The sequence below is a fragment of the Ruegeria sp. AI2 genome, assembly GCF_056541275.1.
This window is the reverse complement of sequence record NZ_JBQFYB010000004.1, coordinates 1-24,821: the sequence shown is the minus strand read 5'-3', so window position 1 is coordinate 24,821 and position 24,821 is coordinate 1. Positions and strand designations below refer to the sequence as shown.

The following is a 24,821-nucleotide window of genomic DNA, read 5'->3' as shown; positions in this document are numbered from 1 at the left end:
TCCGTCAGAATATCAGTTCGGCCCCAACCCACACTGACACGAGCGCAAGCGCAAGCCCCCAAACCCGCCAGAGCATGTCACATGCGCGAAAAACTTCTGATGCGCCGATCTCGCGCGGGGCGTCGCCATTGACCCAGGCCAGATCGCGCACCTGACCGTCATAGCTGCGCGGCCCTGCCAGCGCGACATTCAGGGCGCGGGCCATGGCGGCTTCGGGCCAGCCAGCATTGGGCGAAATATGGCGTTGCGCATCCCGCACCATCTCAAACCAGCGCGACCATTGGCCGGACAGTGCCACGATCATCACGCAGGTCAGGCGGGCAGGGATCAGGTTCAGCAGGTCGTCGAACCGGGCCGCGGCCCAGCCAAAATCACGGTACGTTTCGGTGCGATAGCCGATCATGCTGTCGGCGGTGTTCACCGCCTTGTACACCAGCAACCCCGGAAGCCCGGCGACCAGAAACCAGAATGCAGGGGCAATGACCCCGTCGCTCAGGTTCTCTGCCGCGCTTTCGATGGCGGAACGCGCCACCTGTGCTTCGGTCATATCCTGCGTGTCGCGCGAGACGATCATAGCCACCTGCGCCCGCCCGTCTTCCAGCGAGGTTTGCAACCCGTCACCAACCGCGCGGACATGGGCAACCAGCGACTTTTGCGCCAGCAGAATCGCGCAGCCAAGAATTTCAACCACCGGCCCCAGCAGGGACAGACCCCACCCAAGGCCCCATGCGCCGCAGATCAGAAGGGCAAGCACCGCCACCCCCTTCAACCGCCGACCGCGCCCGTAATTCAGGCGTTTGTCCAGCCATCCGATCAGGTTGCCGATCATCACCGCCGGGTGTTTGACGCGGGACCAGAGCCAGTCGGGCTCTCCCAGAGTGGCGTCCAGACACATGGCGCAGACCAGCATCAGGGCAGGGCTCACAGCGCGGCCTCCAGCCTGTCCCACCCCTTTTCCGGTGGCAGACCCAGACGCAGAAAGGTTGTTGAATAAGGAAAGATACGGCTCCAGATTTGGGCGCGGGCCAGCCGGTCCTGCCACCCCAAGGCGTCATCAACCCGATACAGACGAAACAGGCTGGTGCCACCGACAATTTCCGCGCCCCTGGTCAGCATCAGCGCATCCAGCCGGGCCGCCTCATCCGCCAGTCGCGCGCGTGTGGCATCGGCCCAGTCATCGTCCGACAGGGCTTGCGTTCCAACCCGCAGGGCCGGGCCGGACACCGACCAGGGTCCGGTCAGGTCGTTCAGGCGGTTGATCAACTCAGGCCGCCCGATGGCAAACCCAAGCCGCATCCCGGCCAGCCCCCAGAACTTGCCAAAACTCTTCAGCACGATCACGCCGGGACGTTCCGCCATATGGATCAACGATGCCTCTGGCGTGACATCGCAAAAGCTCTCGTCGATCACGGTCAGCGGGGCCGAGACATCGCGTTCCTGCCAGATGCGCCCATCCGGGTTATTGGGATGCACGATCACGCGGGCGTCAGCCGCGCCCTCAGGCTGAACACGCCACCCCTGCGCCGAAAAGGCGGCGGCGTGTTCGTTATAGGTGGGCGGTGTGATCTGGACACGCCCTGGCGTGGCAAGCGCAGGGATACGAGAGATGACAGCCGATGCACCGGGCGCCGGCAGGATTGCAGCCCCCTGCGGCACGTTCCAGAACCTGCGGGCCGCATCACTCAGCCGTTCAAAGGCACCGTGATCCGGCAATTCGGCCCAATCCCCGGCGGTCAGGCCCGCAACGGCGTAAGGATGCGGATTGATTCCGGTCGACAGATCGATCCAATCTGCACGCGCTCCGCCATACCTGACAATCGCCCTGTCCAGCCCCCCGCCGTGGTCGCGAACTGCGCGGGGGTCCAAGCCGTGATCAAGTGTACTCATCTGCTCTCTCTGCGGGGATTGACCGGTTTCGGGGTGCTTCAAGCGGATTTTTGCCATTTACACAAGCAAATCCGCCCGAACACGCAAGCGTGCGGCTGCTGTTAACACTTTGTTAAGGAAATAACGAGATCACGGACCACGGGGGTCGGCACCACTCACCATACCAAGTGCCGAGGTTGTTGCAAATGAAAGTTCTGATTGTTGAGAGTAACCCCGACCTTGGTCGGGTCTGGAAAAGACATCTGGAGCGGCAAGACGCCGAAGTCACGCTGGTTGACGCTCAGGAGGCCGCCATTCTGGCGCTCTATGGCACGGATTTTGATATCATCGTGCTGGATCTGGTTCTGGAAACCGGAAGCGCATTGGCTGTGGCCGATTTTGCCAGCTATCGCCGCCCCGAGGCGCGGGTGATTTTTGTCACCAACACCACCTTCTTTTCCGACGGGTCGATTTTTGCGCACAGTCCCAATGCCTGTGCCTATGTTCAAAGCGAAACGCCGCCAGAGGATCTGGCGGCGATGGTCGAACATTACGCCGCCGGGCGCTGATCGCGCCCATGCGGCTCCATGTAATCCAGCACCGGGTTCACCGGAATGATGCGGTGCGGATTGATGCTGTCATGGCTGTAGTGATAGTGGCGCACGATGTGATCCATGTTCACGGTCTCGGCGACACCGGGCCATTGATACAGCTCCCGCGTATAGGCCCATAGGTTTGGATAATCGATCAGGCGCTGCCTGTTGCACTTGAAATGCAGATGATAGACCGGGTCGAAGCGGATCAGGGTTGTGAACAACCGCCAATCGGCCTCGGTGATCCGGTCCCCCATCAGATACCGGTTCCGCGCCAAACGCCCTTCCAGCCAGTCCAGCGTGTCGAACAACGGGCCCACGGCGGCGTCGTAGGCCGCTTGGGAGGTGGCAAAGCCCGACTTGTAGACGCCGTTGTTGACGTCTGAATAGACGCGCGCATTGACCTCCTCGATCTCGTCCCGCATCGCCTCGGGCCAGTAATCGTCCGTATTGCCAGTGATGTCGTTGAAGGCCGAATTGAACATGCGGATGATTTCCGAACTTTCGTTCGAAACAATGGTCTCTTGCGCCTTGTCCCACAGGATCGGCACTGTGACGCGACCGGAATAGGACGGATCCGCCTTGGTATAGATCTGATGTGCATAGCTCAGCCCGTAAAGACGGTCACCCGTGGCACCGTGATCATCCGCCTCAAAGGTCCAGCCGTGATCCAGCATGTCGGGATGTACGACCGAAACCGGAACCAGATCGCTCAGCCCCTTCAACGCGCGAAAGATCAGGGTGCGATGCGCCCAGGGGCAGGCGTGGCTGACATACAGGTGATACCGCCCGGCTTCGGCCCGGAACCCGCTTTTGCCCGACGGTCCCGCGCGGCCATCAGCGGTCAGCCAGTTGCGAAACTGCGCCGCGCTGCGTTTGAATGCGCCACCCGTGGATTTGGTGTCATACCAGGTGTCTTGCCATTTTCCATCGACCAGCAGGCCCATATCTCATCCTCCGCATAGGCATTTGGCCAAAGATAGGTCCAAGCCCCGCCTGTTCCTATGCATTTGCCCGCGCACAAGACCTGCATGCGCGCACAGGCAATGCTGGGATTTCTGTGCAACAAACCGCAGGCACAGCCCGTTGCTTGAACGCGTTCACTGGATTTTTACAACAGTTCCCGCACAATAGAGGTCATTAGCGGGGGAATGATTTAATGAGTACTTATGTTTCAAAGGAAATACGCGCCGAGTTGGACGCCGCCCGAATCGCTACATTGAAAAAGGCCAGTCGCCTTCGTGTCCAGATGGGCGACAATACCTATAAAATTCTCAAATTGTGGAAAGATGGTTTCACGGTTGAGGCGGAAACGACACCGCGTCTGCGCGGGTTGGTCGATATCTATGACGGGGCCAATCTTCTGTATCAATGCCTGATCATTGCCGATGAGGATGAAGGCGGCGAGATGCGGTATGAATTCAAACGCAGCACCGCCGCCCATGACAAGGCACCGCTGGATTTCTACCGCGCCCCGGATGCGCCCATCGCGTTGCTGGGCTACGAAGACTAAGCTCGGAGTTCTATCGTAGTACCGGGTTCGGTCAGGGTAACGCCCAACAGGCCGTTAGGCTGGCTATCGCTATGGATTTCGCCATTCAGGTCCGCGCCCGGACAACAGGCGCGGTCCATCGTGAGGCCAGTCAAACCAGACACCGCTTGGATTATTGCAGGTCGCCAAAGGCCCGTTTCAGCCGCGCGCAGGCGTCCTCGACCCGCGCTCGTTGCGTGGCCAGGTTGAACCGTTCAAACGTTTCTCCGCCAGTGCCAAAGCCCGGCCCTGACGAGGTTGCAATCCGCGCATCCTCGCGCAATCGGCGGACAAATTCAGCGTGATCCATGCCGGTGCCGGAAAAGTCGACCCAGGCCAGATAGGTCGCCTGCAAGGGCATCGACCACAGGCCCGGAATTTCGGCTATGGTCTGGTCGAACAGACGCCTGTTTCCGTCCAGATGCGCGATCTGGGCATCTGCCCATTCCGCGCCGGCCGGGCTGTAGGCGGCGGTGATCATCGCCACACCCAACGCACTGGGGCCATAATCCAGCGTTGTCAGCCGATGCTTCATCGCCTCGCGCAGTTTGGGGTCGGGAATGATCATGTTGCCGGTGCGCTGCCCGGCAATGTTAAAGGTCTTCGATGCCGCCGTCAGCGTCACCGTCCATGGCCGCGCATCCGGGGCCGCCACATCCATCGGCACAAATTTGGCACCGGGATAGACCAGATCGTGGTGGATCTCGTCCGAGACAAGGATCAACCCGTTGCGCTCGGCAAATGCGGCCACAGCGCGCAGTTCCTCTGGCGTCCAGACCCGGCCCGACGGGTTCTGCGGCGAACACCACAGCAACATCTTCTCGGACCCGTCCAGCCGCGACTGCGCGTCTTCGAGATCAAGCCCATAGCTGTCGCCGTCACGCACCAGCGGGCATTCCACAATCCGGCGGCCCGCCTTGTTCACCTTATGGGCAAACTCATGGTAGACAGGGGTGAAGGTCACGATGCGATCACCCGGCTCGGTCCAGACATCCAGCGACAGGGCGATTGCATTGCCCAGACCCTGGGTCGTCAGAACCCAGTCCGTGTCAATCTCCCAGTCGTGGCGGGTTTTCATCCACCACTGGACCGAGGCCAGATACTCCGGGTGCGCCCAGGAATACCCGAACACGCCGTGATCTGCGGCCTTGCGCAACGCGTCGATCACGCAGGGGGCCGTCGGGTAATCGGAATCGGCTGTCCACATGGCCAGCCCGTCCTCGGGCGAGACACCGTACAGCATCTCCATCTTGTCCCATTTGGTACTGTTGGTGCCCCGGCGGTCGATCTGGTCGTTGAAAGTCATGTCAGCTCCATTTTCTCGACCGAAAGCTAACCTCAATTCGGGCAGGTGCAAGGGGGGCGTTGCGGCGCGGGTCACGATGCCCTAAATCAGCCTCATGAAACGTAACATCCTGATCTATCCCGACCCCCGTCTCAAGAAGGTCTGCGCCCCGGTGGCCGACCTCACGGACGACCTGCGCGCGCTGGCCGATGACATGCTGGAAACGATGTATGACGCCCCCGGTGTTGGCCTTGCCGCGCCACAGATCGGCGTGCTGGATCGCTTGATCGTGCTGGATTGCGTCAAGGAAGAAGGCGAGGCGCCGCGTCCCCTGATCATGTTCAACCCGCAGGTCATCGCGTCCTCGGAAGAAACCAATGTCTACGAGGAAGGCTGTCTGTCGATCCCCGATCAATACGCCGAGGTGACGCGCCCCAAAGTGGTCGATGTGACATGGATGGACCGCGACGGAAACCTGCAACAGGAAACCTTTGACGGGCTCTGGGCCACCTGCGTTCAGCACGAGATCGATCATTTAAACGGCAAGCTGTTCATCGACTATCTCAAGCCGCTGAAACGGCAGATGATCACCCGCAAGATGCAAAAGCTCAAACGCGAACGGGCCCGTGCATGACCGTTCGTACCTGCCTGCCATGGCCTGACAAACGCCTGCGCACCAAGGCGGATGAGGTGCCCGAGATCACCGATGAGATCCGCGCCATCTGGGACGACATGATCGACACGATGGAGGCGATGCCCGGCGTCGGTCTTGCCGCGCCACAGATCGGGGTGATGCTGCGGCTGGCCGTTGTTGACGGCTCTGCCGAACGGGGCCGGGCCGTGCGTCTGGCAAACCCGGAAATCCTGCACAGTTCGATCGAGCTGCGCGAACATGAAGAGGCCAGCCCGAACCTGCCCGGCGTCTCGGCCACAATCAAACGCCCGCGCGCGGTGACCGTGAAGTTCCTGAACGAACATGGCATGCTGGACCGCCGCGATTTCGTCGGGATCGACGCGACCAGCGTGCAGCATCAGATCGACCACCTGAACGGGCGGATGTATTTCGATCGGCTCAGCAAGGTCAAGCGTGACATGCTGCTGCGCAAGGCACGCAAACAAACCTGACGTCTGTAGGCCGGGCTTCAGCCCGGCACCCGTCCCAACTGCCGGAGCCAACGATGCGCATCATCTTCATGGGAACCCCTGATTTTTCGGTCCCGGTGCTGGACGCACTCGTCAGGGCCGGGCACGACATCGCCGCCGTCTACTGTCAGCCCCCGCGCCCCGCCGGGCGTGGCAAGAAAGACCGCCCGACGCCGGTTCACGCCCGGGCCGAGGCGCTGGGCCTGTCCGTTCGCCACCCAACCTCTCTGAAATCCGCTGACGAACAGACCGCATTTGCCGCGCTGAACGCCGATATCGCCGTCGTCGTCGCGTATGGCCTGATCCTGCCGCAACCCATTTTGGACGCGCCGCGACACGGCTGCCTGAACATCCACGCCAGCCTGCTGCCGCGCTGGCGCGGTGCCGCCCCGATCCACCGGGCGATCATGTCCGGCGATGCCGAAACCGGGATCTGTATCATGCAGATGGAGGCCGGTCTGGACACCGGCCCGGTCCTGTTGCGACAGGCAACCGCGATTGAGGTTGAAGAAACCACCGCGCATCTGCATGACCGGCTCTCGGCCATGGGGGCCGCGCTGATCGTCGAGGCGCTGGCCAAGCTGCCGGACCTGATACAGGAACCGCAGCCCGAGGATGGCGTGACCTATGCCGCCAAGATCGACAAGTCCGAGGCCCGCATCGACTGGACCCGCCCGGCGGTCGAGGTCGACAGGCAAATCCGCGGGCTGTCACCCTTTCCCGGCGCATGGACCGAAATGAATGGCGAACGCATCAAGCTGCTGGCATCGCGGCTGGCAGACGGGCAGGGCGCAGCGGGTGAGGTTCTGAACGACCACCTGCACGTGGCCTGCGGTCAGGGCGCGGTCGAACTGCTGCGCTTGCAACGGGCGGGCAAAGGCGCGCAGGATAGGGAAACCTTCCTGCGGGGCTGGCCCATTCCCACCGGCACCCGCCTGACCTAGGAGAAGCCCGATGTTCATGGTGATGATGGGGACCGTCGTGATTGCCGGGATCGTCGGATATCTGTCCGAACAGACCGGATTCACCCATAACGGCTATCTTCAGTCGATCATCATCTGCGTGGGCGGGGCGTTCCTGTTCTACTTCATTCGCATCATGTTCGGTATCAGCTTTGGCCCTCCGGGTCTGGATGCGGTGATCTCGTCTATCGGCGCCCTGATCATCGTGCCGACGCATTGGAGGAAATGACATGCCCATCGTCGCCCTGGTCATCATCGGCGCTGCCGCGGGGTTCCTCGCCACCCGCCTGATGCGGATCGAGGCGGACATTCCAACCACCATGCTGATCGGTGTCATAGGCGCCCTGATCGGTGGGTTCGTTCTGCGGTTTCTGATAACCGTCATGGGCTGGATGTCGGGTTTTGTGGGTGCGGTTCTGGGCGCATTGCTGGTGATCTGGATCTGGCAGACCTACCTGCGCCGCTGATGTATTCCTGGGCCGCGCATTCCGTCCCTGAAACCTTCACTCGACAGATAGCGCAGCAGATCAGCGCTCGTCGCACTCCAGCGCTGAACCAAGCGCCGGGGCTGTTTTCGTCGTCATATCGAACCGGTTCGCCTCGGCGGCGGTCATCCAGTGGATGCTGTCGGCCGGGGCCGCATATAGCGTGTACCAGTAAAACGCCTCATCCACGCCGATGTCCCTGAAATAATCCAGATAGCGGTCATGTTCCGGGTCATCCTTGGGCAGCTCCGTGGCCACCAGCCCCGATCCGGCCCAGCTGTGAACACCGACGCAGGCCCCCGGTTGCAAAACGCGGCGGCGTCCGGCCAGGAACAGATCGGTGCCGCCGCTGGCAACCAGACCGTCCGAGGGCACGACAGTATCGAACCCGGCCCTGCGCACCTCGCGGCTGAAGATGACATTGGCGTCGTCATCCACCGACCCCTCGATATATTGCAGCACCAGCGTGCGCGCTTCGGGATTTTCGGCGGTGACGTCTTCAAAAGCGGACAGCGTCGTTTCGTCAATCGTACCCGAGGCGATGATCCGGTCACCCTCGGCAACAAAGCGGACAGGTGCATAATATGTGCCGCATGAGGCCAGCAAAGCCAGTGAGACCGCTATCGATGTAAGTCTGAACGACAATTTGGCCTCCGGGCTGCGTGTTTCAAACAGCTATCAGCCCGCCCCGGTCGCGTCCACCGACAGGTTCAGTTGCGGGGCGGGCGGCTTTTGTAGACGGGCAACTGCCAGCCAAACACCAGCGACCCTGCCCGCAAGGCCCAGCACACAAGGGCGCACATGCCCAATACAAAGGCGGGCTCCAGCCCCAGCCTGACCGCAAGTACCGCCGTCAACGCCCCCACAAATGCGCACGAGACGTAAAGTTCGCCCTGTTTCAGCACCAGCGGCACCTCGTTGCAGACCACGTCGCGCATCAGCCCGCCCAGACACCCTGTCGTTACACCCATCAGCACGACGATGATACCGGGCTGATCCAGTGACAGCGCGGCACCGGTTCCGGCCGCAACGGCGACCGACAGCGCGAAACTGTCCAGCCAGACCAGCCAGTTATAGCGGCTTTCCACCAGATGCGCGGTAAAGAACACAAACACCGCCGCCGCGACGGCGATCAGGATGTAATCCGGCTGGCCGACCCAGAAGATCGGGTGCCGGTCCAGCAGCAGGTCGCGCACCGTGCCGCCGCCAACTGCGGTCAGGCAGGCCATGAAGGCAAAACCCACCAGATCCAGCTGAGCCCGGCTGGCCACCAGCGCCCCGGTCAGCGCAAAGATCAGAACCGAGGCATAATCCAGCAGCGTCAGCGCGCTCACGCCTGCGCCTTTTTCGGCTTGAAGGGCGCCATGCCTGCGCGGGCCAGTTCATCGGCCTTTTCGTTTTCGGGATGGCCCGCATGGCCCTTGACCCATTCCCATGTCACGTCGTGGCGATCCTGCGCCTCGTCCAGTCGCTGCCACAGATCGACATTCTTGACCGGCTTCTTGTTCGAGGTTTTCCAGCCGTTCCGCTTCCAGCCGAATATCCAGCCGGTGACGCCGTTCTTCACATAGGCGCTGTCGGTGACAATGGTGATCTTTGACGGGCGCTCCAGCGTCTCTAGCGCGCTGATGGCAGCCAGCAACTCCATCCGGTTGTTGGTGGTCTCGGCCTCGCCGCCGTTCAGTTCCCGCTCTTTCAGAACGCTGTCGCCGTTCATCGCGCGCAGCAGCACACCCCAGCCTCCGGGGCCGGGATTGCCGGAACAGGCGCCATCTGTATAGGCAAACAACTCAGGCATGGGCGAACACCAGAATAAACCCGTCGTACGACCCGGCCAGACCCTTGCCCATCCCTTCGACCGTGCGGTCAATCGTGAACCCGGCCTGGGTCAGCGCCTCTCGGATCTCGGCTTCCGAGTAATAGGTGTAATAGCGGTCCAGATCGTCACGATGCTCGCCCGTGCCCAGCTTCATGCCCAGAAACAGCTGGCCGCCGGGCTTCAGGGCCGTGTGGATCGCTTTCAGGTGACGCGGAAAATCCGCACGCGGCGCGTGCAGCAGGGAAAAACTGGCGTAGACACCATCATATTCGGCGATTTCGGTAACATCGTCGAACGTACCCAGATGCGCGTCCACCCCGTTCCGGCGGGCATGTTCGACAAAGGCGGGGGTGGCATCCAGCGCCCGCACCTTCAGCCCCTGACGCATCAGGAAACCGCTGTCCGATCCGGGGCCTGACCCCAGATCCAGCACATAGCCGCCCGCACCGACCGCATCGGCAAAATCCTGACGGGTCTTGAGCTGTTCGGCTGGCAGAGGAATGGCCAGATATTCGTTTACTCTGCTCGTATAGGCATCAATCGTGCGTTTGTCGCTCACAGGTACACTCCTAGGGCTAGGCTGGCCAAAACGACTGCGGTCAGCAGGATACGCAGCTGCATCCACCAGACCGGCGTCAGCCGCCAGTATGAAAACAGGGCGTCCAGCAGCAGCAAGCCGGTGAACCCGTAGATCAGATTGGTGCCTGCAGTGATCGGCCCGCCGCCTGTCATGGCAAAGGCCCACAGCGCAGGCAGGACCGACAGCCCATAACACAGCGCCGCCTTGCTGCCCGAGGTCTTGGTGGTAAAGCCCCACAGCACACCTGACATAAAGCTCAGGATGACCGAGCCATAGAACAGCTGCACATAAGGGCCAACAAAGCGTGGGCCAAAGCTGCGCGTGCCCCAGGCGTTCAGATCACCGTTCAGATAGGTCAGCGCGCCCCAGACAAACGGGACCAGTCCCGCCAGCCCCAGATAGAGCGGCGCCTTCGGCACGCCGATCACGCCGGTTGCCTCAACACGCGCGGTACTTTGAACTCGACGTTTTCGGTTGCGGTCTCGACCGGCTCGACAGTGACATCATAGTGATCGCGGAAGGCGTCGATCACCTCGTTCACCAGCAATTCCGGGGCCGATGCGCCTGCGGTCACCGCAACGCTTTTGATGCCCTGCAAAGCGCGCCAGTCGATTTCGGTCGCGCGCTGGACCAGCTGTGCGTATTTGCACCCCTCGCGCGATGCAACCTCGACCAGACGGCGGGAATTGGACGAGTTCGGAGCCCCCACAACCAGCAGCGCATCGGCCTTGGGGGCCACGGCCTTCACGGCCTCCTGCCGGTTGGTCGTGGCATAGCAAATGTCTTCCTTATGCGGCCCGACAATGGCCGGGAACCGGGCCTGAAGGGCTGCGATGATGTCTTTGGTATCATCCACCGACAGGGTGGTCTGGGTGACAAAGGCCAGCGCGTCGGGGTCGCGTACCTGCACGGCGGCCACATCCTCGACCGTTTCGACCAGCAGCACATCACCCTCGGGCAGCTGTCCCATGGTGCCAACGGTTTCGGGATGGCCCTTGTGGCCGATCATGATCATCTGCAATCCCGCATCCGCATGGCGCTGCGCCTCGACATGAACCTTCGACACCAGCGGACAGGTGGCATCCACATAGATCATCTCACGCTGCGCGGCTTCTGCAGGTACCGATTTCGGCACACCATGGGCGGAAAAGATCACCGGGCGGTCATCGGGGCATTCATGCAGTTCTTCGACAAACACAGCCCCTTGGGCCCGCAACCCGTCGACCACGAATTTGTTATGCACGATCTCGTGGCGCACATAGACCGGTGCCCCCCATTTCTGCAGGGCCATTTCAACGATCTTGATGGCGCGGTCCACACCGGCGCAGAACCCGCGGGGGGCGGCCAGGTAAAGTGTCAGTGGCGGCTTGGTCATTCGGCTGTCTCCTTAGGGCACAGGTAAGTCTTTTCCCGGCCTTGGTCCAGACAGGACATTGTCATTCATCTGACACGAATCGTTGTTAGTCAGAGGATGTTTCAGCACCAATCCTTAGTTAAAGAAGCGCGGCCAGGACCCCGGTCCTGACCGCGCGAATTTTTCCCATCAACAGGCAGTGGTGCCGGATCAGCTGCCGCCTGCAACCGCGACGCTGCGATGCTCTGTCGGCATTTCACGCGGCGGGCGACCGATCACGTCACGCAGATCTTCCAACTCGATGAAGTTGTCGGCCTGACGGCGCAGCTCGTCCGAAATCATCGGCGGCTGGCTGCGGATCGTTGACACGACCGACACGCGAACGCCCTGACGTTGCAGGCTGGCGATCAGCGGGCGGAAATCCCCGTCACCCGAGAACAGCACGATATGATCCACACGCGGTGCCAGTTCCATGGCATCGACTGTCAGCTCGATATCCATGTTTCCTTTGACTTTCCGACGCCCCATGCTGTCGGTGTATTCCTTGGCCGGTTTGGTGACCATGGTGAAGCCATTGTAATGCAGCCAGTCAACCAATGGGCGGATCGGTGAATACTCGTCGTTTTCAAGCAGCGCTGTATAGTAGAAAGCCCGAAGCAACTTGCCACGGCGCATGAATTCCTGCCGCAGAAGTTTGTAGTCTATGTCAAAACCGAGTGCTTTTGCCGCGGCATAAAGATTCGAGCCGTCGATGAACAGCGCTAGCCGTTCGTCCTTATAAAACATAAATAGGTCCTTCCGGTATAATCCAGACTGCGCCGCGTTACGTGAGTGAGTGGGTGTTTTACAAATTGACGTAATCTGGTGAGCTTATAATTAGAAGTTTTGTCGCTTATCGCAAGTATGCAATGTGTCGAATATAGGGTAGCATATGTACAATTCTTTGCCAAATGCGGTTGTGGCATTGGGCGCAAATCTCGATCTGAGAGGAAATGGGCCCGCTGTAACGCTACAGCGCGCAATTGACGCACTTTCGCAACAGGGCGTAGTGATTCGCTCTGTCAGCCGGTTTTTTGCGACACCCTGCTTCCCCGCTGGCGCAGGTCCAGACTACGTGAATGCGGCTGTGCTGATCGAAACCGACAAATCTCCGGCCCAGCTTTTGCGCGTGCTGCACGAGGTTGAACACGAGTGCGGCCGTGAACGGGTGCAGCGCTGGGGAATGCGGACGCTGGATCTGGATCTTGTTTGCTATGGTGATCAGATACTGCCCGACCGCGCCCTGTTCGACCGCTGGCTGACCCTGCCGCCCGAGGCACAGCGGCAAGAGGCACCGGATCAACTGATCCTGCCGCATCCGCGCCTTCAGGACCGCGCCTTTGTGCTTGTGCCGATGGCGGATATTGTGCCCGACTGGCGCCACCCCGTGCTTGATCGAACGGTTTCCCAGATGGTCGACGACCTGCCCCCGTCCGAGGTTGCGGCGGTTACGCCGCTGTGATCCCTGCAAATGCAGCATTTCCTGCTTGTCAAGGCGCGGAATCGCGCTTAGATAAACCCCTTCCTGACATGGACTCAGAAACGGAGAGCGCCCAATGGCCCGCGTGACGGTTGAAGATTGCGTAGACAAGGTTCCAAACCGGTTCGAACTGGTAATGCTGGCCGCCCATCGGGCGCGCGAGATTTCTGCCGGTGCCGCGATTACCGTTGACCGCGACAACGACAAGAACCCTGTCGTGTCCCTGCGCGAAATCGCCGACGAGACCCAAGGCGCAGACGCTCTGCGCGAACGCCTGATCGAGGCCAACCAGACCCAGATCGAGGTTGATGAGCCGGAAGAAGATCAGATGGCGCTGCTGATGGGTGCCGAGTCGGACAAGCCTGCGATGGACGACATGTCCGAAGAAAAGCTCCTGCGCGCTCTGATGGAGGCTCAAGGGCAGGGGTAAGCTCCAAAGACGAAGGTGCGGACCGGATGATTTCTGCTGACGATCTGATTGCGCTGGTCCGCAACTACAATCCCAAGACGAATGCTGAACGTATCGCGCTGGCCTATGAGTTTGGCCAGCAGATGCACGAAGGGCAATTCCGCCACTCTGGCGAGCCCTACTTTACCCACCCTGTTGCCGTTGCCGCCATCCTGACCGAACAGCGTCTGGATGATGCGACGATCATTACGGCTTTGCTGCATGACACGATCGAAGACACCAAGGCCAATTACGGCAAGGTGTCCGATCTGTTCGGGGATGAGGTCGCCAAGCTGGTCGACGGCGTCACCAAGCTGACCAACCTGCAACTGTCCAGCCGCGAAACCAAGCAGGCCGAGAATTTCCGCAAGCTGTTCATGGCCATGTCCAAGGACCTGCGGGTCATTCTGGTCAAGCTGGCCGACCGTCTGCACAACATGCGCACGATCAAGGCGATGCGGCCCGAAAAGCAGGTTCAGAAAGCGCGCGAGACGATGGATATCTATGCGCCGCTTGCGGGCCGCATGGGGATGCAATGGATGCGCGAGGAGCTCGAAGACCTCGCGTTCCGCGTCCTGAACCCCGAAGGCCGCCAGTCGATCATCCGTCGCTTTATCACGCTGCAACGTGAAACCGGCGATGTGATCCACCGCATCACCGGTGACATGCGTCACGAGCTGGAAAAGGCGGGCATCGAGGCCGAAGTCTTCGGCCGCGCCAAGAAACCCTATTCGATCTGGCGCAAGATGCAGGAAAAGGATCAGGGCTTCTCGCGCCTCTCGGATATCTACGGGTTCCGCATCATCACCCAGACGGAAGAAGACTGCTATCGCACGCTTGGGGCCATCCATCAGCGCTGGCGCGCGGTGCCGGGTCGGTTCAAGGACTATATCAGCCAGCCGAAATCGAACGGCTACCGTTCAATCCACACCACCGTTTCAGGCCGCGATGGCAAACGGGTCGAGGTTCAGATCCGCACCCGCCAGATGCACGATGTGGCCGAAACCGGCGTTGCGGCGCACTGGTCCTACCGGGACGGGGTGCGCACGGAAAACCCCTTTGCCGTCGACCCGGCGAAGTGGATATCCAACCTGACCGAGCAATTCGACAACGAGGACGATCACGAAGATTTCCTCGAAGCCGTCAAGCTCGAGATGTATTCGGACCAGGTCTTCTGCTTCACCCCCAAGGGCGACGTGGTGAAACTGCCGCGCGGTGCGACCCCGATCGATTTCGCCTATGCCATCCACACCCGGATCGGCCATGCCTGTGTGGGGGCCAAGGTCGATGGCATTCGCGTGCCGCTCTGGACGCGGATGAAGAACGGCCAGTCGGTCGATATCATCACCGCTGACGGGCAGACACCGCAGGTCACATGGCTTGAGATCGCTGTCACCGGCAAGGCCCGTACCGCCATCCGCCGCGCCCTGCGCGAAGTGGATCGCGAACGATTCATCAAGCTGGGCAAGGAACTGGCGCGCTCGGGCTTTGACCATGTGGGGCGCAAGGCCACCGACAAGGCGCTTGATACCGCCGCCAAGCACCTGCGCCTGAAAGACCGGCATGAATTGCTGGCCCGTCTGGGCAGTGCCGAACTGACCGCTCATGAGGTGGTTCAGGCCGTCTATCCCGAACTAGCTCAGGATGACGGCGATGCCATTCCGCTGCGGCGTGCCGTGATCGGTCTTGAACCCGGCCAGAAATTCGACCGCGCGCCCTGCTGTCAGCCGCTGCCGGGCGAACGGATCGTCGGCATCACCTACCGGGGCAAGGGTGTTGTGGTGCACGCCATCGACTGCGACAAGCTCAGCCAATATGAAAGCGAACCGGAACGCTGGGTCGATCTGCACTGGCACTCTGGTACGCACCCGGCCGTCTATGGGGCGACACTGGATCTGACCATCGGCAACGATGCCGGGGTTCTGGGGCGCATTTGCACATTGATCGGCGAGAAAAAGGCCAATATCTCGAACCTGGAATTTGTGGACCGCAAACCGGATTTTTACCGCCTGCTGATCAATGTCGAACTGCGCGACCTTGAACAGTTGCATTCGCTGATGCTGATGCTTGAGGCTGAAAGCGATGTTGCAGCGGTCGAGCGTTATCGGGACCGGACCAAAACCGCGACCGCGGCTGGCTGAGAAGGGGTGATCACGGGTGGTATTCAAGCGCCGAGACCGACGCTCTCCTGTTCAGGTCGCATCGGAACTCGTCTATCCGCGTGGCGGATGGACCCGCGCCTTCCACTATGTCAAACACCGTGTCCGCCGCCTGCCGGATTCCCCTGACCGGATCGCCCGCGGCATCGGGGCGGGCGTTTTCGCATCCTTCACGCCGTTTTACGGGCTGCACTTTCTGGTTGCGGCAATTGGTGCGCGGCTGATCAAGGGAAATATTCTGGCCGCGCTCAGCGGCACGTTCTTTGGCAACCCCCTGACCTATGTCCCGATTGGGGTGATCTGCCTGCAAACCGGGCATTTCCTGCTGGGCACCGAATATGAAGAAGGCGACACGCAGGGGCTGATGGGCAAATTTGCCGACGCCATCGGTGACCTCAAGGACAACCTTCTTGCGCTCTTCACTGATCGCGTGGCCGACTGGCACGGGCTGGGGCAGTTCTACGATGACGTTTTCTATCCCTACATGATTGGCGGCATCATCCCCGGTATCGTGGCGGGCATCATCTGCTACTACCTCAGCCTGCCGCTGATCCTGACCTACCAGCAGCGCCGCCGCGCGAAGATCAAGGCAAAGTTTGAAGAAATCAAACGTCTGGCCGGAGAAACATCTGCCAGTCCCGCGCCAAGATCGCTAAGGTCGGGGCGAAAATCTGCAAAAGGAACCAAATGATGTCCGAAAGCCGTCTGCGTCTGGGTGTGAATATCGATCATGTCGCCACCGTGCGCAACGCGCGCGGCGGGGCCTATCCTGACCCGCTGCGCGCCGCCAAGCTGGCAGAAGAGGCCGGCGCCGACGGCATCACCGCGCATCTGCGCGAAGACCGCCGCCATATCTCGGACGCCGATATCGACGGCCTGATGGAGGTTCTGTCGGTGCCTCTGAACTTTGAAATGGCCGCCACCGATGAGATGCAGAAAATCGCCCTGCGCCACAAGCCGCACGCCGTCTGCATCGTTCCCGAAAAGCGCGAGGAACGCACAACCGAAGGCGGGCTCGAAGTCGCGCGCGAGGAAAACAAGCTGGCCCATTTCATCGCCCCCCTGCGCGAGGCCGGGTGCCGCGTGTCGATCTTCATCGCCGCGGATCAGCGCCAGATCGAGGCCGCGCACCGCATCGGTGCCGAGGTGATCGAGTTGCACACCGGCGCCTATTGCGACGCCCACGCCGAAGGCCGCATGGACGCCGCCGCGCGCGAGCTTGAATCGCTGCGCCAGATGTCCACCTTTGCCCATTCTCTGGGGCTCGAGGTCCATGCAGGCCATGGCCTGACCTACGACTCCGTAAAGCCGGTTGCCGCCTTCCCCGAGGTCATGGAACTGAACATCGGGCATTTCCTGATTGGCGAGGCGATCTTTCTGGGTCTCACCCCCGCCATTCGGGAAATGCGCCGTCTGATGGACGAGGCACGCGCGTGATCACCCCCGGCTTTATCGCCATCTGGTTCGCCTGGCTGATGGCCGGGGGCTCGCCGGGCCCGGCCACGATGGGCATTGCCGGAACCGCCATGAACGAAGGCCGCACCGCCGGGCTGGCCTTTGCCCTTGGCATCTGCGCCGGATCGGCCGCTTGGGGCATTGCCGCAGCGCTGGGCCTGTCGGCGGTCATGCTGGCCAATGTCTGGCTGTTCGAGGTGATCCGCTATGTCGGCGTGGCCTATCTGGGCTGGCTGGCGCTGAAGGCCCTGAAACGCGCGATGACCTCGGATGATGAGGTCGCCCTGGGCAAACCGGTCACCGGCACGCTGCCCACGATCTTTACCAAAGGTGCAGCGATCCACCTGACCAACCCCAAGGCAATCCTCAGCTGGGGGTCGATCTATGCCATCGTCGCGCCAAGCGATGCCAGCCTGCCGATGCTGCTGGGCTATTTCGCCATGCTGTACGCGGGATCACTGATGATCTTCATCGGCTATGCGTTTTTGTTCTCATCCGCCCGCATGGTCCGCACCTACCGCCGCGCCCGCCGCTGGTTCGATTTCGCCTTCGCCGGGTTCTTTGGCGTGGCGAGTTACAAGATCCTGACGGTGCGGTTGTCGTAAAGCAGGCGAAATAGATCTCGGCAAAATCCGGTGGAAGCGCTAGGGCGCGTTCGAGATTTCCAGAAACCAATCCGCCACGGCATTTGCCCAACCGGGTTGCCTGCCGTGGCCATGTGGCCCCAGCGCCAGGGTGACAGAGCCGTCCTGACACTTGCTCCACTTCTTTCGCCAGGTTGCGCCCTCTGTTGCAACGCTGTTTGCCATCTGCCCGCATCCATTGGTTCTGGTCAGAATTTCAATGGATTTCAAAACGCTGCCCTGTTCGAAATCATAGTCCCCAAAGGTCACAAAACGCCCCTCCAGCGGGACGGTCCGGTCTGCAAATCCGTGGGAATGATGCATGTGAACCGGGCCGCTGCACCGCCGCCACATTGGCTCCCAAAAGGCCCCTGATGCCGAGGCATAGGCAAAGGCAAAGGAATGATCCGTGCAGGCCTTGTCCCAAACCAGTGATCCGCCGCGTGAATACCCCGCCAGCAAAATGCGATCTGCGTTCAGGTCGAAACGGGCAATGGCGTCTTCCTTGATCTGCTCCAGCGCGGCCAGGTCATCCCGCGGCCAGCGATAGCCATCATGCACCCCCCAGTCCAACACCTTGGGGTTGCCAATGTCGACCTGACCGTTCGGCGCGATAAAGGCGATGCCGCGGTCGGTAAAGGCCGCCGCGAGGCCGGAAAGATTCACGGCTGAATTCGCCGTTGCACCATAGCCATGCAGATAGATAACAGCTGGCGGCTCGGGCGCGGCCTCGGGCAGAACCACCCGATAGGACAACTGTCCTACCTGACAGGGGGTATCCTCGGTTCCGCAATCCTGTGCAAAAGCGGGGGAAACGGTGCTTGCGACAATGCCAGCCACCGCGATTGCCATGAACGGAATTTTCGACATTGCGCCCCCCGTACCAACGTAAAAATTGAACATTCCGGTAAAGTATATCACGGAATGCGGCAACCAACCGCTTGCGTGTGGTCATCAATTGCCGTTGATTGGCCCGACCAGAGAAATGAGAGCCACATGATCCTCGGCATCGGCACAGACCTTGCAAATATCGACCGCATTCAGGGCACGCTCGATCGTTTCGGCGACCGGTTCCGCAACCGTGTCTTTACTGACACCGAACAGCGCAAGGCCGAACGCCGCGCCGATACCGCAGGCACCTATGCCAAGCGCTGGGCCGCGAAAGAGGCCTGTTCCAAGGCGCTCGGCACCGGCTTGCGCATGGGCATTTCGTGGAAGGACATGGCCGTCACCAACCTGCGCACCGGGCAGCCGGTGATGCATGTCACCGGCTGGGCCGCCGAACGCCTGAACGAACTGACCCCCGCAGGGCACGAGGCGATCATCCACGTCACGCTGACCGATGACCACCCCTGGGCACAGGCCTTTGTCGTGATCGAGGCGCGTCCCCTGCAAGATCACGTCACACAGCCTTGACTTGACCCCATCCCCCCCGCATGTAGCAGCGAAGCCAAGCACAGAGAACTGGAGAGAGCAGTATGGCCGACGAAGCCAAAACCGGAAGCGGCGTCTGGGAAACGATCAAGACCATCGTCTATGCCCTGCTGATCGCGGGCGTGTTCCGGACACTCTTCTTTCAACCGTTCTGGATTCCCTCCGGTTCGATGAAGCAGACGCTGCTGATCGGCGATTTCCTCTTCGTCAACAAGATGGCCTACGGCTATTCCTACGCCTCATGCCCCAGCCTGATCATTCCCAGTGTAGGCCTGAATATCGACGCCGAAGATCTCTGCGGCTGGATGCAGGGTGATGACGGCAGCCGCATCTGGGGCGGCGATCCCGTGCGCGGTGATGTCATCGTCTTCCGCCACCCGGTTAGCGGGCGCGATTATATCAAGCGCCTGATCGGCCTGCCGGGCGACCGCATTCAGGTCCGCGAGGGGCAGATCATCCTCAACGGCACACCGGTTCCGCAACAGCCTGACGGCATATTCACCGAAATCGCCGAACCACAGGGCCCGCAACGCCTGCGCCCCCGCTGCGAAAACGGCCCCGTTGGCGTTGGCGGCGCCTGTGAAAAGTCGCGCCTGATTGAAACCCTGCCCAACGGCGTCACCTATGACGTGCTGAATATCGGCAATCAGGGGTCGGACAATACCGGCATCTATACCGTGCCCGAAGGCCATTATTTCTTCATGGGCGACAACCGCGACAACTCGGCTGACAGCCGCCTGCCGCAATCCGCTGGCGGGGTTGGCTATGTGCCCTACGAAAACCTGATCGGTCGCGCCGACCGGATCATGTTCTCGTCCGCCGGCCGGTCTATGCTGTTCTTCTGGACCTGGCGCGGGGATCGCTTCTTCAAGGCGGTCAATTGAAGCTCTCAGCCGAGATAAAGGCGTTTCAGCAGCGTTTGGGGTATGAATTTGCCAACCCCGAGTTGCTGGTGCGTGCGCTGACCCACGGCTCGGTCTCATCGTCGACCCGGCCCGACAATCAGCGGTTGGAGTTTCTGGGCGACCGCGTACTGGGCCTTGTCATGGCCACCGCGCTGCTTGAGGCCGACAAGAAAGCCTCCGAAGGCCAGCTTGCGCCCCGGTTCAACGCGCTGGTCCGGAAAGAGGCCTGTGCAGATGTCGCCCGCCAGATCGATCTGGGCGCGGTGCTGAAACTGGGCCGGTCCGAGATGCTCTCGGGGGGGCGCCGCAAACAGGCGCTGCTGGGCGACGCGATGGAGGCGGTGATTGCTGCCATCTACCGCGACGCCGGGTTCGAAGCCGCCCGCGATGTCATCCTCGCCCTCTGGGGCGACCGCATCCACAAGGTCGAGGCCGACGCCCGTGACGCCAAAACAGCGCTTCAGGAATGGGCACAGGCGCGCGGCCAGAAACCGCCCAGCTATGTCGAGGTCAAACGCAGCGGCCCCGACCACGCCCCCGTCTTCACCATCGCCGCCCGCCTTCAGGACGGAACCGAGGCACAAGCCACCGCAGGCTCCAAGCGCCAGGCCGAACAGGCGGCCGCCAAGGCGTTGCTGGGGCAATTGGTTTGATCTGTAGCGCGGATCCCGGCACATGAAGATCAGACCGGCACAAAAGTCGGACGCCGCTAGCCTTGCGGCACTCTCGATCGAAGTCTGGGTCGGCACCTATTTGCGGCGTGGCGTGAACTCCTTCTTTGCCGAGTTCGCTCTGTCCGAGTTCACAGCGGCCCGGTTCGAATCCCTTCTGGAAGATGGGAAAGACCTTTTGATGGTCTCTGAAAACGAAGATGGGATCGACGGTTACATTCGGCTGGCTGAAGAACGCGTTGCACCTCTTGATGGGCTGTCTGATCTAGAGATTGTGACGTTTTACGTCCAGCCTCGCCATCACGGAAAAGGCATCGGTTCAGCACTATTGGACGTTGCGGTCGACTATACGCGGGACAAAGGCCGGAATGCGATCTGGCTGACGACCAATTCCGAGAACAAGCCCGCAATCGATTTCTATCTGGCCAAGGGGTTCCGACAAGTCGGTGTCACAGATTTTCGCATCGGGGACCAAGCCTATCCCAACCATGTTTTGGCGCTGAACATGCCAGAGCGTCGCTAAGATCACTCCACCCGGATAAACCCGGTCAGCCCGGTTTTCTGATGTTCGATCACATGGCAATGAAACGCCCAGTCGCCAGGGTTGTCCGCCACCAGTGCGATATCCGCCACCTCATCCTTCAACAGCAGCATCGTGTCGGTCATCAGCGGTGGCAGGGTGCGCAGATTGGATCGCAGCGGCACGAAGGCCAGCCCGTGCAGGTGGATCGGATGCAGGTTGGGCGACTCGTTGCGCAGCCGCAGGACATAACTTTTGCCCTGTTCCAGAACCGCCAGCGGCCCGGTGCCCTGCGCTGCATCACCCGGCCAGGGTTTGCGGTTGATCGACCAGAAACTATACCCCAGCGTGCCGCAGAACCCGTCATTCGGGGCACCGCCTTCGGGGGTCCAGCCAAAGACGAACTCATGCAATTCCGCACGGTCCGGATCGGGGCGCGCAACGGGATTTGCACGCAGCGGGCGCAGCTCTCTCAGATCACGCGCCGCTGATGTGCCGGTCGCCCGCAAGCGCGCCATGGCGCGGTGCGGCTGGCCGGGAAACTTGGCCATCAGCTCCGCCGACTGTCCTTCGCCCTCGGGTATCCGGACGGCAAAATCCACTCGCTGACCGGGGCCCAGCAACAGCGGTTCGTCCGCCGTTGGCACCGGCAGATCGATCTCGACCGGATGCCCGTCCCAGGCGATGATCCGGGTCTCGGCCCCCTCGGGATGCAGCTTATAGATGCGGGTCGTGTCCGTGTTGACCACCCGCAGCCGCACCAGACTGCCCGCCGCGTGCTCATAAACTGCCGTGCTCTGCCAGTTGGCGGTCTGCACCGTACCAAACGTGCCCGCCCGCGCCGCACCCCGCGCCGTATAGGCCGGCAGGAACGCGTCATCCTCGTCCAGACGGAAATCCCGCAGATTGATCACCTGTTCGCTGTCGAACCCCGGCTCTTCCGGCTCGGCAATCACCATCACGCCGGTCAGCCCGCGCGCCATCTGCTCCATCGTCATGCAATGGGGGTGATACCAGTAGGTCCCCGCATCCGGTGGCGTGAACTCATAGGTGAAACTTTCACCCTCGCCGATGGGCATCTGGGTCAGGTAGGGTACCCCGTCCATCTCGTTTCGAATACGCAGCCCGTGCCAGTGCATCGAAGTGTAATCCGGCAAGGTGTTGCGCACGTTCAGCCGCATAGGCTCGCCCTGCCGCCCATGCAGAACCGGCGGCGGCGCATCGGGCGACAGGCTGACCATCCCCGTGGTCAGCCCTTCGCGCAGCCGGTAACTGGCACGCTGCAGCACCAGTTCCTGTGCTGCATCACCTGCTGCCAGCGACCATCCGCCCAACCCAAACGCGCCAGCGGCTGCACCGCTTCCAAGAAGAAACTCGCGACGTTTCATGACAACCTCACTGAAAGGATTTGCTGCCGGGCTGGAACTGGCTGGGCATCTGAGCCTGTCCTGCCACCGCAAACGCAGGGCCGCAATGCGACAAATCCCTCTGGCCCGCCGCCCCTTTCTGCTATAGGGGGGCGCAGTTGCAGACAGGATTGCCAGACATATGACCACACGCGCCGGATTTATCGCCCTGATCGGAGAGCCCAACGCAGGCAAATCCACCCTCCTGAACCGCATGGTCGGGGCCAAGGTCTCGATCGTGACCCATAAGGTGCAGACCACGCGTGCGCGTATCCGCGGCGTTGCGATGGAAGGTGACGCGCAACTGGTCTTTGTGGACACGCCGGGCCTGTTCAAACCGCGCCGCCGTCTGGACCGTGCCATGGTCGCCGCCGCCTGGGGCGGGGCCGCCGATGCCGATATCGTCGTGCTGATGGTCGAGGCGCATCGCGGCATCACCGAAGGGGTCGAACGCATCCTCGAAGGGCTGGCCGAGATCGGGCAGGGCCGCACCATCGCGCTGGCCATCAACAAGATCGACAAGGTGCCGTCCGAGAAACTGCTGGCCCTGACCAGCGACCTGAACGCGCGCTACCCCTTCGCCGAAACCTTCATGATCTCGGCCGAAAAAGGCCACGGCGTCGACGACCTGCGCAAATGGCTGGCGGGCGAATTGCACGAAGGCCCGTGGCTTTATCCCGAAGATCAGATCGCCGATCTGCCCCTGCGCATGATCGCGGCTGAGATGACGCGCGAGAAGCTGACCCTGCGCCTGCATCAGGAACTGCCCTACCAACTGACGGTCGAGACCGAAAACTGGGAAGAACGCAAGGACGGCTCGGCCAGAATCGATCAGGTCATCTATGTCATGCGCGACGGTCACAAGGGCATCGTTCTGGGCAAGAAGGGCGAGACGATCAAGGCCGTCAGTCAGGCCGCGCGGGCGGAACTGGAAGAGTTCCTCGACCGCAAGATCCACCTGTTCCTGCAAGTGAAAGTCCGGCCCAACTGGCTTGAGGAATCCGAGCGCTACTCGGAAATGGGTCTGGATTTCAAAGACGGTAACGCATGACCCGCCTGACCGCCGATTTCTGGGTTCACGCCTATCTGGCGCGGCTCCGGTTTCAGGAAATCCCCGCCTTTGTTGTGGCCCATGGCGATGACACCGCGGGCGCGGTTCTGGTCAAGCTCAACACGCTCGACGGGCAGGCCACCGCCTTTCAGCGCAGCTTTGATCTGATGAGCGGCGAACGCACATGGGTCGAACTGTCCTCTGGTCCCGAGGGCGACGTGGATCACGCCATCCAGCGCCAGCGCAGCTTTGACCCCGACCTCTGGGTGATCGAGGTTGAAGACCGGCAAGGCCGGCACCTGCTGGGCGAAGAGGGGCTGGAGTAGCGGGCCAGATGCATGTCGGCTTTGAACCCAAAGCGGGCGCTCCTCGCCCAACGAAATGGCCACCCCAACAGTCGTATCCGCTGCTAGAAGACAACCCTAGCACGCAGACCAACGATCGTGATGCTAGACCGTCCGGGATTAAGCAGCGGATTGTTGATGAACTGGATCGGCGGTGTGATCTGGAGGCTAGGCGAAATCGAGAAGCGATAGAATGCTTCCAGCGTTGTCTGGCTGCCGGGAATGCCATTCGCTTCGGCCCAGTTCAGCCCTAGGTGTTTGATCCCATGGTTTGATGGTGCGATCCTTTCTCAGGAATGGAAGGAAGCATTATGGGACAAGTTCGTCACGGGAGCGCCGCGACCACGCACGCCGTCAGAGCTGCAATACAGCGATCGCAAGCTTCGCTCGCGCAGCTGAGCAAGGAACTGGGCATCAATCCCAAGACCGTTGCGAAGTGGCGCAAGCGGGCGACAGTGGAGGACTTGAAGACCGGGCCGAAGGAGCCGCGTTCAACCGTTCTCACCGAAGCCGAGGAGGCAACGATCGTCGCATTCCGGCGTCATACGCTGCTGCCTCTGGATGATTGCCTCTATGCTCTGCAGCCATCGATTCCGCATCTGACGCGGTCGGCGCTGCATCGATGCCTGCAACGGCATGGCATCTCGCGCCTGCCGGACGTCGAGGGC

General features: G+C 61.3%; 35 protein-coding genes. 21 read left to right on the top strand and 14 right to left on the bottom strand.

The features are described 5' to 3' along the window. Positions 1-4: 4 nt before the first annotated feature. Positions 5-925 (bottom strand): adenosylcobinamide-phosphate synthase CbiB, encoded by a 921-nt coding sequence (gene cbiB / locus ACR0LL_RS10465; RefSeq protein WP_480586433.1) that lies wholly within the window; start codon positions 923-925, stop codon positions 5-7. Then, a complete protein-coding gene (gene cobD / locus ACR0LL_RS10460) occupies positions 922-1,887 on the bottom strand; it encodes a threonine-phosphate decarboxylase CobD (RefSeq protein ID WP_480586430.1) in 966 nt (321 codons plus the stop codon). The genes cbiB and cobD overlap by 4 nt, the downstream gene beginning before the upstream one ends. Before the next feature lie 185 nt (positions 1,888-2,072). On the opposite strand from cobD, the gene ACR0LL_RS10455 reads away from it, so the two are divergent. Further along, entirely contained in the window at positions 2,073-2,435 is a 363-nt protein-coding gene (locus tag ACR0LL_RS10455; RefSeq protein ID WP_209506176.1) for a response regulator transcription factor, read from the top strand. On the opposite strand, the gene ACR0LL_RS10450 is transcribed toward ACR0LL_RS10455, so the two are convergent. Then, the gene (locus ACR0LL_RS10450; RefSeq protein ID WP_480586427.1) at positions 2,417-3,406 is read right to left on the bottom strand and encodes a glutathione S-transferase family protein; all 990 of its coding nucleotides are present in this window, start codon (positions 3,404-3,406) and stop codon (positions 2,417-2,419) included. The two genes, ACR0LL_RS10455 and ACR0LL_RS10450, sit on opposite strands and share 19 nt — an antisense overlap. Before the next feature lie 212 nt (positions 3,407-3,618). Here ACR0LL_RS10450 and ACR0LL_RS10445 point away from each other — a divergent pair, with 212 nt between their 5' ends. Continuing rightward, positions 3,619-3,972, top strand: coding sequence for a hypothetical protein (locus ACR0LL_RS10445; protein ID WP_480586424.1), 354 nt, complete (start codon positions 3,619-3,621; stop codon positions 3,970-3,972). A 151-nt stretch (positions 3,973-4,123) separates the two neighbouring features. On the opposite strand, the gene ACR0LL_RS10440 is transcribed toward ACR0LL_RS10445, so the two are convergent. Continuing rightward, a complete protein-coding gene (locus ACR0LL_RS10440) occupies positions 4,124-5,296 on the bottom strand; it encodes a MalY/PatB family protein (protein WP_480586421.1) in 1,173 nt (390 codons plus the stop codon). Between the two features lie 94 nt (positions 5,297-5,390). On the opposite strand from ACR0LL_RS10440, the gene def (ACR0LL_RS10435) reads away from it, so the two are divergent. The 5 genes from def (ACR0LL_RS10435) to ACR0LL_RS10415 are packed head-to-tail and all read left to right on the top strand — an operon-like array spanning position 5,391 to position 7,847. Next, on the top strand, positions 5,391-5,909 hold the full coding sequence (gene def, locus ACR0LL_RS10435) for a peptide deformylase (protein ID WP_480586418.1): 519 nt from the start codon (positions 5,391-5,393) through the stop codon (positions 5,907-5,909). Then, positions 5,906-6,400 carry a peptide deformylase gene (gene def, locus ACR0LL_RS10430; RefSeq protein WP_480586415.1) on the top strand — a complete coding sequence of 165 codons (495 nt, stop codon included), beginning with the start codon at positions 5,906-5,908 and terminating at the stop codon, positions 6,398-6,400. Before def (ACR0LL_RS10435) ends, def (ACR0LL_RS10430) begins: the two co-directional genes overlap by 4 nt. Before the next feature lie 53 nt (positions 6,401-6,453). Further along, positions 6,454-7,362, top strand: a complete 909-nt coding sequence (fmt, locus tag ACR0LL_RS10425; protein WP_480586413.1) for a methionyl-tRNA formyltransferase — start codon at positions 6,454-6,456, stop codon at positions 7,360-7,362. A 10-nt stretch (positions 7,363-7,372) separates the two neighbouring features. After that, positions 7,373-7,609, top strand: a complete 237-nt coding sequence (locus ACR0LL_RS10420; protein WP_267364066.1) for a hypothetical protein — start codon at positions 7,373-7,375, stop codon at positions 7,607-7,609. A gap of 1 nt (position 7,610) precedes the next feature. After that, positions 7,611-7,847, top strand: a complete 237-nt coding sequence (locus tag ACR0LL_RS10415) for a GlsB/YeaQ/YmgE family stress response membrane protein (protein WP_480586410.1) — start codon at positions 7,611-7,613, stop codon at positions 7,845-7,847. A gap of 60 nt (positions 7,848-7,907) precedes the next feature. Here ACR0LL_RS10415 and ACR0LL_RS10410 read toward each other — a convergent pair whose 3' ends face one another. The 7 genes from ACR0LL_RS10410 to ACR0LL_RS10380 all read right to left on the bottom strand — a co-directional run bounded on the left by ACR0LL_RS10410 (position 7,908) and on the right by ACR0LL_RS10380 (position 12,404). Next, positions 7,908-8,510, bottom strand: coding sequence for a COG3904 family protein (locus ACR0LL_RS10410; protein WP_480586408.1), 603 nt, complete (start codon positions 8,508-8,510; stop codon positions 7,908-7,910). A 65-nt stretch (positions 8,511-8,575) separates the two neighbouring features. Beyond that, a complete protein-coding gene (locus ACR0LL_RS10405; protein ID WP_480586405.1) occupies positions 8,576-9,199 on the bottom strand; it encodes a trimeric intracellular cation channel family protein in 624 nt (207 codons plus the stop codon). After that, on the bottom strand, positions 9,196-9,663 hold the full coding sequence (gene rnhA, locus ACR0LL_RS10400; RefSeq protein WP_480559673.1) for a ribonuclease HI: 468 nt from the start codon (positions 9,661-9,663) through the stop codon (positions 9,196-9,198). The genes ACR0LL_RS10405 and rnhA overlap by 4 nt, the downstream gene beginning before the upstream one ends. Next, the gene (locus ACR0LL_RS10395; RefSeq protein WP_480586402.1) at positions 9,656-10,243 is read right to left on the bottom strand and encodes a class I SAM-dependent methyltransferase; all 588 of its coding nucleotides are present in this window, start codon (positions 10,241-10,243) and stop codon (positions 9,656-9,658) included. Before ACR0LL_RS10395 ends, rnhA begins: the two co-directional genes overlap by 8 nt. Further along, the gene (locus ACR0LL_RS10390) at positions 10,240-10,692 is read right to left on the bottom strand and encodes a DUF3429 domain-containing protein (RefSeq protein ID WP_480586399.1); all 453 of its coding nucleotides are present in this window, start codon (positions 10,690-10,692) and stop codon (positions 10,240-10,242) included. The genes ACR0LL_RS10395 and ACR0LL_RS10390 overlap by 4 nt, the downstream gene beginning before the upstream one ends. Then, positions 10,689-11,639 carry a 4-hydroxy-3-methylbut-2-enyl diphosphate reductase gene (ispH, locus tag ACR0LL_RS10385; protein ID WP_480483764.1) on the bottom strand — a complete coding sequence of 317 codons (951 nt, stop codon included), beginning with the start codon at positions 11,637-11,639 and terminating at the stop codon, positions 10,689-10,691. The genes ACR0LL_RS10390 and ispH overlap by 4 nt, the downstream gene beginning before the upstream one ends. 189 nt (positions 11,640-11,828) lie before the next feature. Beyond that, positions 11,829-12,404 carry a LabA-like NYN domain-containing protein gene (locus tag ACR0LL_RS10380; protein ID WP_267364074.1) on the bottom strand — a complete coding sequence of 192 codons (576 nt, stop codon included), beginning with the start codon at positions 12,402-12,404 and terminating at the stop codon, positions 11,829-11,831. 145 nt (positions 12,405-12,549) lie between these two features. Between ACR0LL_RS10380 and folK the strand changes: the two genes are divergently transcribed. From folK to ACR0LL_RS10350, 6 genes are all read left to right on the top strand, one after another. After that, positions 12,550-13,119, top strand: coding sequence for a 2-amino-4-hydroxy-6-hydroxymethyldihydropteridine diphosphokinase (gene folK / locus ACR0LL_RS10375; RefSeq protein WP_267364075.1), 570 nt, complete (start codon positions 12,550-12,552; stop codon positions 13,117-13,119). A 94-nt stretch (positions 13,120-13,213) separates the two neighbouring features. Next, positions 13,214-13,567: a DNA-directed RNA polymerase subunit omega gene (rpoZ, locus tag ACR0LL_RS10370; protein WP_209506215.1), complete on the top strand. Its 354-nt coding sequence runs from the start codon at positions 13,214-13,216 to the stop codon at positions 13,565-13,567. Positions 13,568-13,593: 26 nt separating this feature from the next. After that, the gene (locus ACR0LL_RS10365; protein WP_267364077.1) at positions 13,594-15,726 is read left to right on the top strand and encodes a RelA/SpoT family protein; all 2,133 of its coding nucleotides are present in this window, start codon (positions 13,594-13,596) and stop codon (positions 15,724-15,726) included. A 16-nt stretch (positions 15,727-15,742) separates the two neighbouring features. Beyond that, on the top strand, positions 15,743-16,435 hold the full coding sequence (locus tag ACR0LL_RS10360) for a DUF2062 domain-containing protein (protein ID WP_480586395.1): 693 nt from the start codon (positions 15,743-15,745) through the stop codon (positions 16,433-16,435). After that, positions 16,435-17,181, top strand: a complete 747-nt coding sequence (locus ACR0LL_RS10355; RefSeq protein ID WP_480586720.1) for a pyridoxine 5'-phosphate synthase — start codon at positions 16,435-16,437, stop codon at positions 17,179-17,181. Before ACR0LL_RS10360 ends, ACR0LL_RS10355 begins: the two co-directional genes overlap by 1 nt. After that, positions 17,178-17,804, top strand: a complete 627-nt coding sequence (locus ACR0LL_RS10350) for a LysE family translocator (RefSeq protein ID WP_480586392.1) — start codon at positions 17,178-17,180, stop codon at positions 17,802-17,804. The genes ACR0LL_RS10355 and ACR0LL_RS10350 overlap by 4 nt, the downstream gene beginning before the upstream one ends. 39 nt (positions 17,805-17,843) lie before the next feature. Here ACR0LL_RS10350 and ACR0LL_RS10345 read toward each other — a convergent pair whose 3' ends face one another. Then, entirely contained in the window at positions 17,844-18,692 is an 849-nt protein-coding gene (locus ACR0LL_RS10345) for a CE1 family esterase (RefSeq protein WP_480586390.1), read from the bottom strand. Between the two features lie 126 nt (positions 18,693-18,818). Between ACR0LL_RS10345 and acpS the strand changes: the two genes are divergently transcribed. The 4 genes from acpS (at position 18,819) to ACR0LL_RS10325 (ending at position 21,355) form a co-directional block, all read left to right on the top strand. Continuing rightward, positions 18,819-19,238, top strand: coding sequence for a holo-ACP synthase (gene acpS / locus ACR0LL_RS10340; protein ID WP_209506227.1), 420 nt, complete (start codon positions 18,819-18,821; stop codon positions 19,236-19,238). Positions 19,239-19,300: 62 nt separating this feature from the next. Next, complete coding sequence (gene lepB / locus ACR0LL_RS10335) at positions 19,301-20,140, top strand: signal peptidase I (RefSeq protein WP_267366112.1); 840 nt, start codon at positions 19,301-19,303, stop codon at positions 20,138-20,140. Further along, positions 20,137-20,814, top strand: a complete 678-nt coding sequence (rnc, locus tag ACR0LL_RS10330; protein WP_480586387.1) for a ribonuclease III — start codon at positions 20,137-20,139, stop codon at positions 20,812-20,814. The genes lepB and rnc overlap by 4 nt, the downstream gene beginning before the upstream one ends. Before the next feature lie 22 nt (positions 20,815-20,836). Next, positions 20,837-21,355, top strand: a complete 519-nt coding sequence (locus ACR0LL_RS10325; RefSeq protein WP_480586384.1) for an N-acetyltransferase family protein — start codon at positions 20,837-20,839, stop codon at positions 21,353-21,355. Between the two features lie 2 nt (positions 21,356-21,357). Here ACR0LL_RS10325 and ACR0LL_RS10320 read toward each other — a convergent pair whose 3' ends face one another. Continuing rightward, on the bottom strand, positions 21,358-22,740 hold the full coding sequence (locus ACR0LL_RS10320) for a multicopper oxidase family protein (protein WP_480586381.1): 1,383 nt from the start codon (positions 22,738-22,740) through the stop codon (positions 21,358-21,360). On the opposite strand from ACR0LL_RS10320, the gene ACR0LL_RS10315 reads away from it, so the two are divergent. From ACR0LL_RS10315 to ACR0LL_RS10305, 3 genes are read left to right on the top strand one after another with little or no spacing between them, the layout of a single operon-like run. Then, on the top strand, positions 22,739-22,867 hold the full coding sequence (locus ACR0LL_RS10315) for a hypothetical protein (protein WP_480586378.1): 129 nt from the start codon (positions 22,739-22,741) through the stop codon (positions 22,865-22,867). The genes ACR0LL_RS10320 and ACR0LL_RS10315 overlap by 2 nt on opposite strands. Positions 22,868-22,900: 33 nt before the next feature. Next, entirely contained in the window at positions 22,901-23,809 is a 909-nt protein-coding gene (gene era, locus ACR0LL_RS10310) for a GTPase Era (protein ID WP_480586375.1), read from the top strand. Continuing rightward, the gene (locus tag ACR0LL_RS10305; protein ID WP_209598772.1) at positions 23,806-24,135 is read left to right on the top strand and encodes a DUF1491 family protein; all 330 of its coding nucleotides are present in this window, start codon (positions 23,806-23,808) and stop codon (positions 24,133-24,135) included. Before era ends, ACR0LL_RS10305 begins: the two co-directional genes overlap by 4 nt. An 83-nt stretch (positions 24,136-24,218) precedes the next feature. On the opposite strand, the gene ACR0LL_RS10300 is transcribed toward ACR0LL_RS10305, so the two are convergent. Continuing rightward, complete coding sequence (locus ACR0LL_RS10300; RefSeq protein WP_480586717.1) at positions 24,219-24,377, bottom strand: carbohydrate porin; 159 nt, start codon at positions 24,375-24,377, stop codon at positions 24,219-24,221. An 87-nt stretch (positions 24,378-24,464) separates the two neighbouring features. Between ACR0LL_RS10300 and ACR0LL_RS10295 the strand changes: the two genes are divergently transcribed. Next, on the top strand, positions 24,465-24,821 hold a 357-nt coding region (locus tag ACR0LL_RS10295; protein ID WP_480586372.1), incomplete at its 3' end, for a transposase family protein.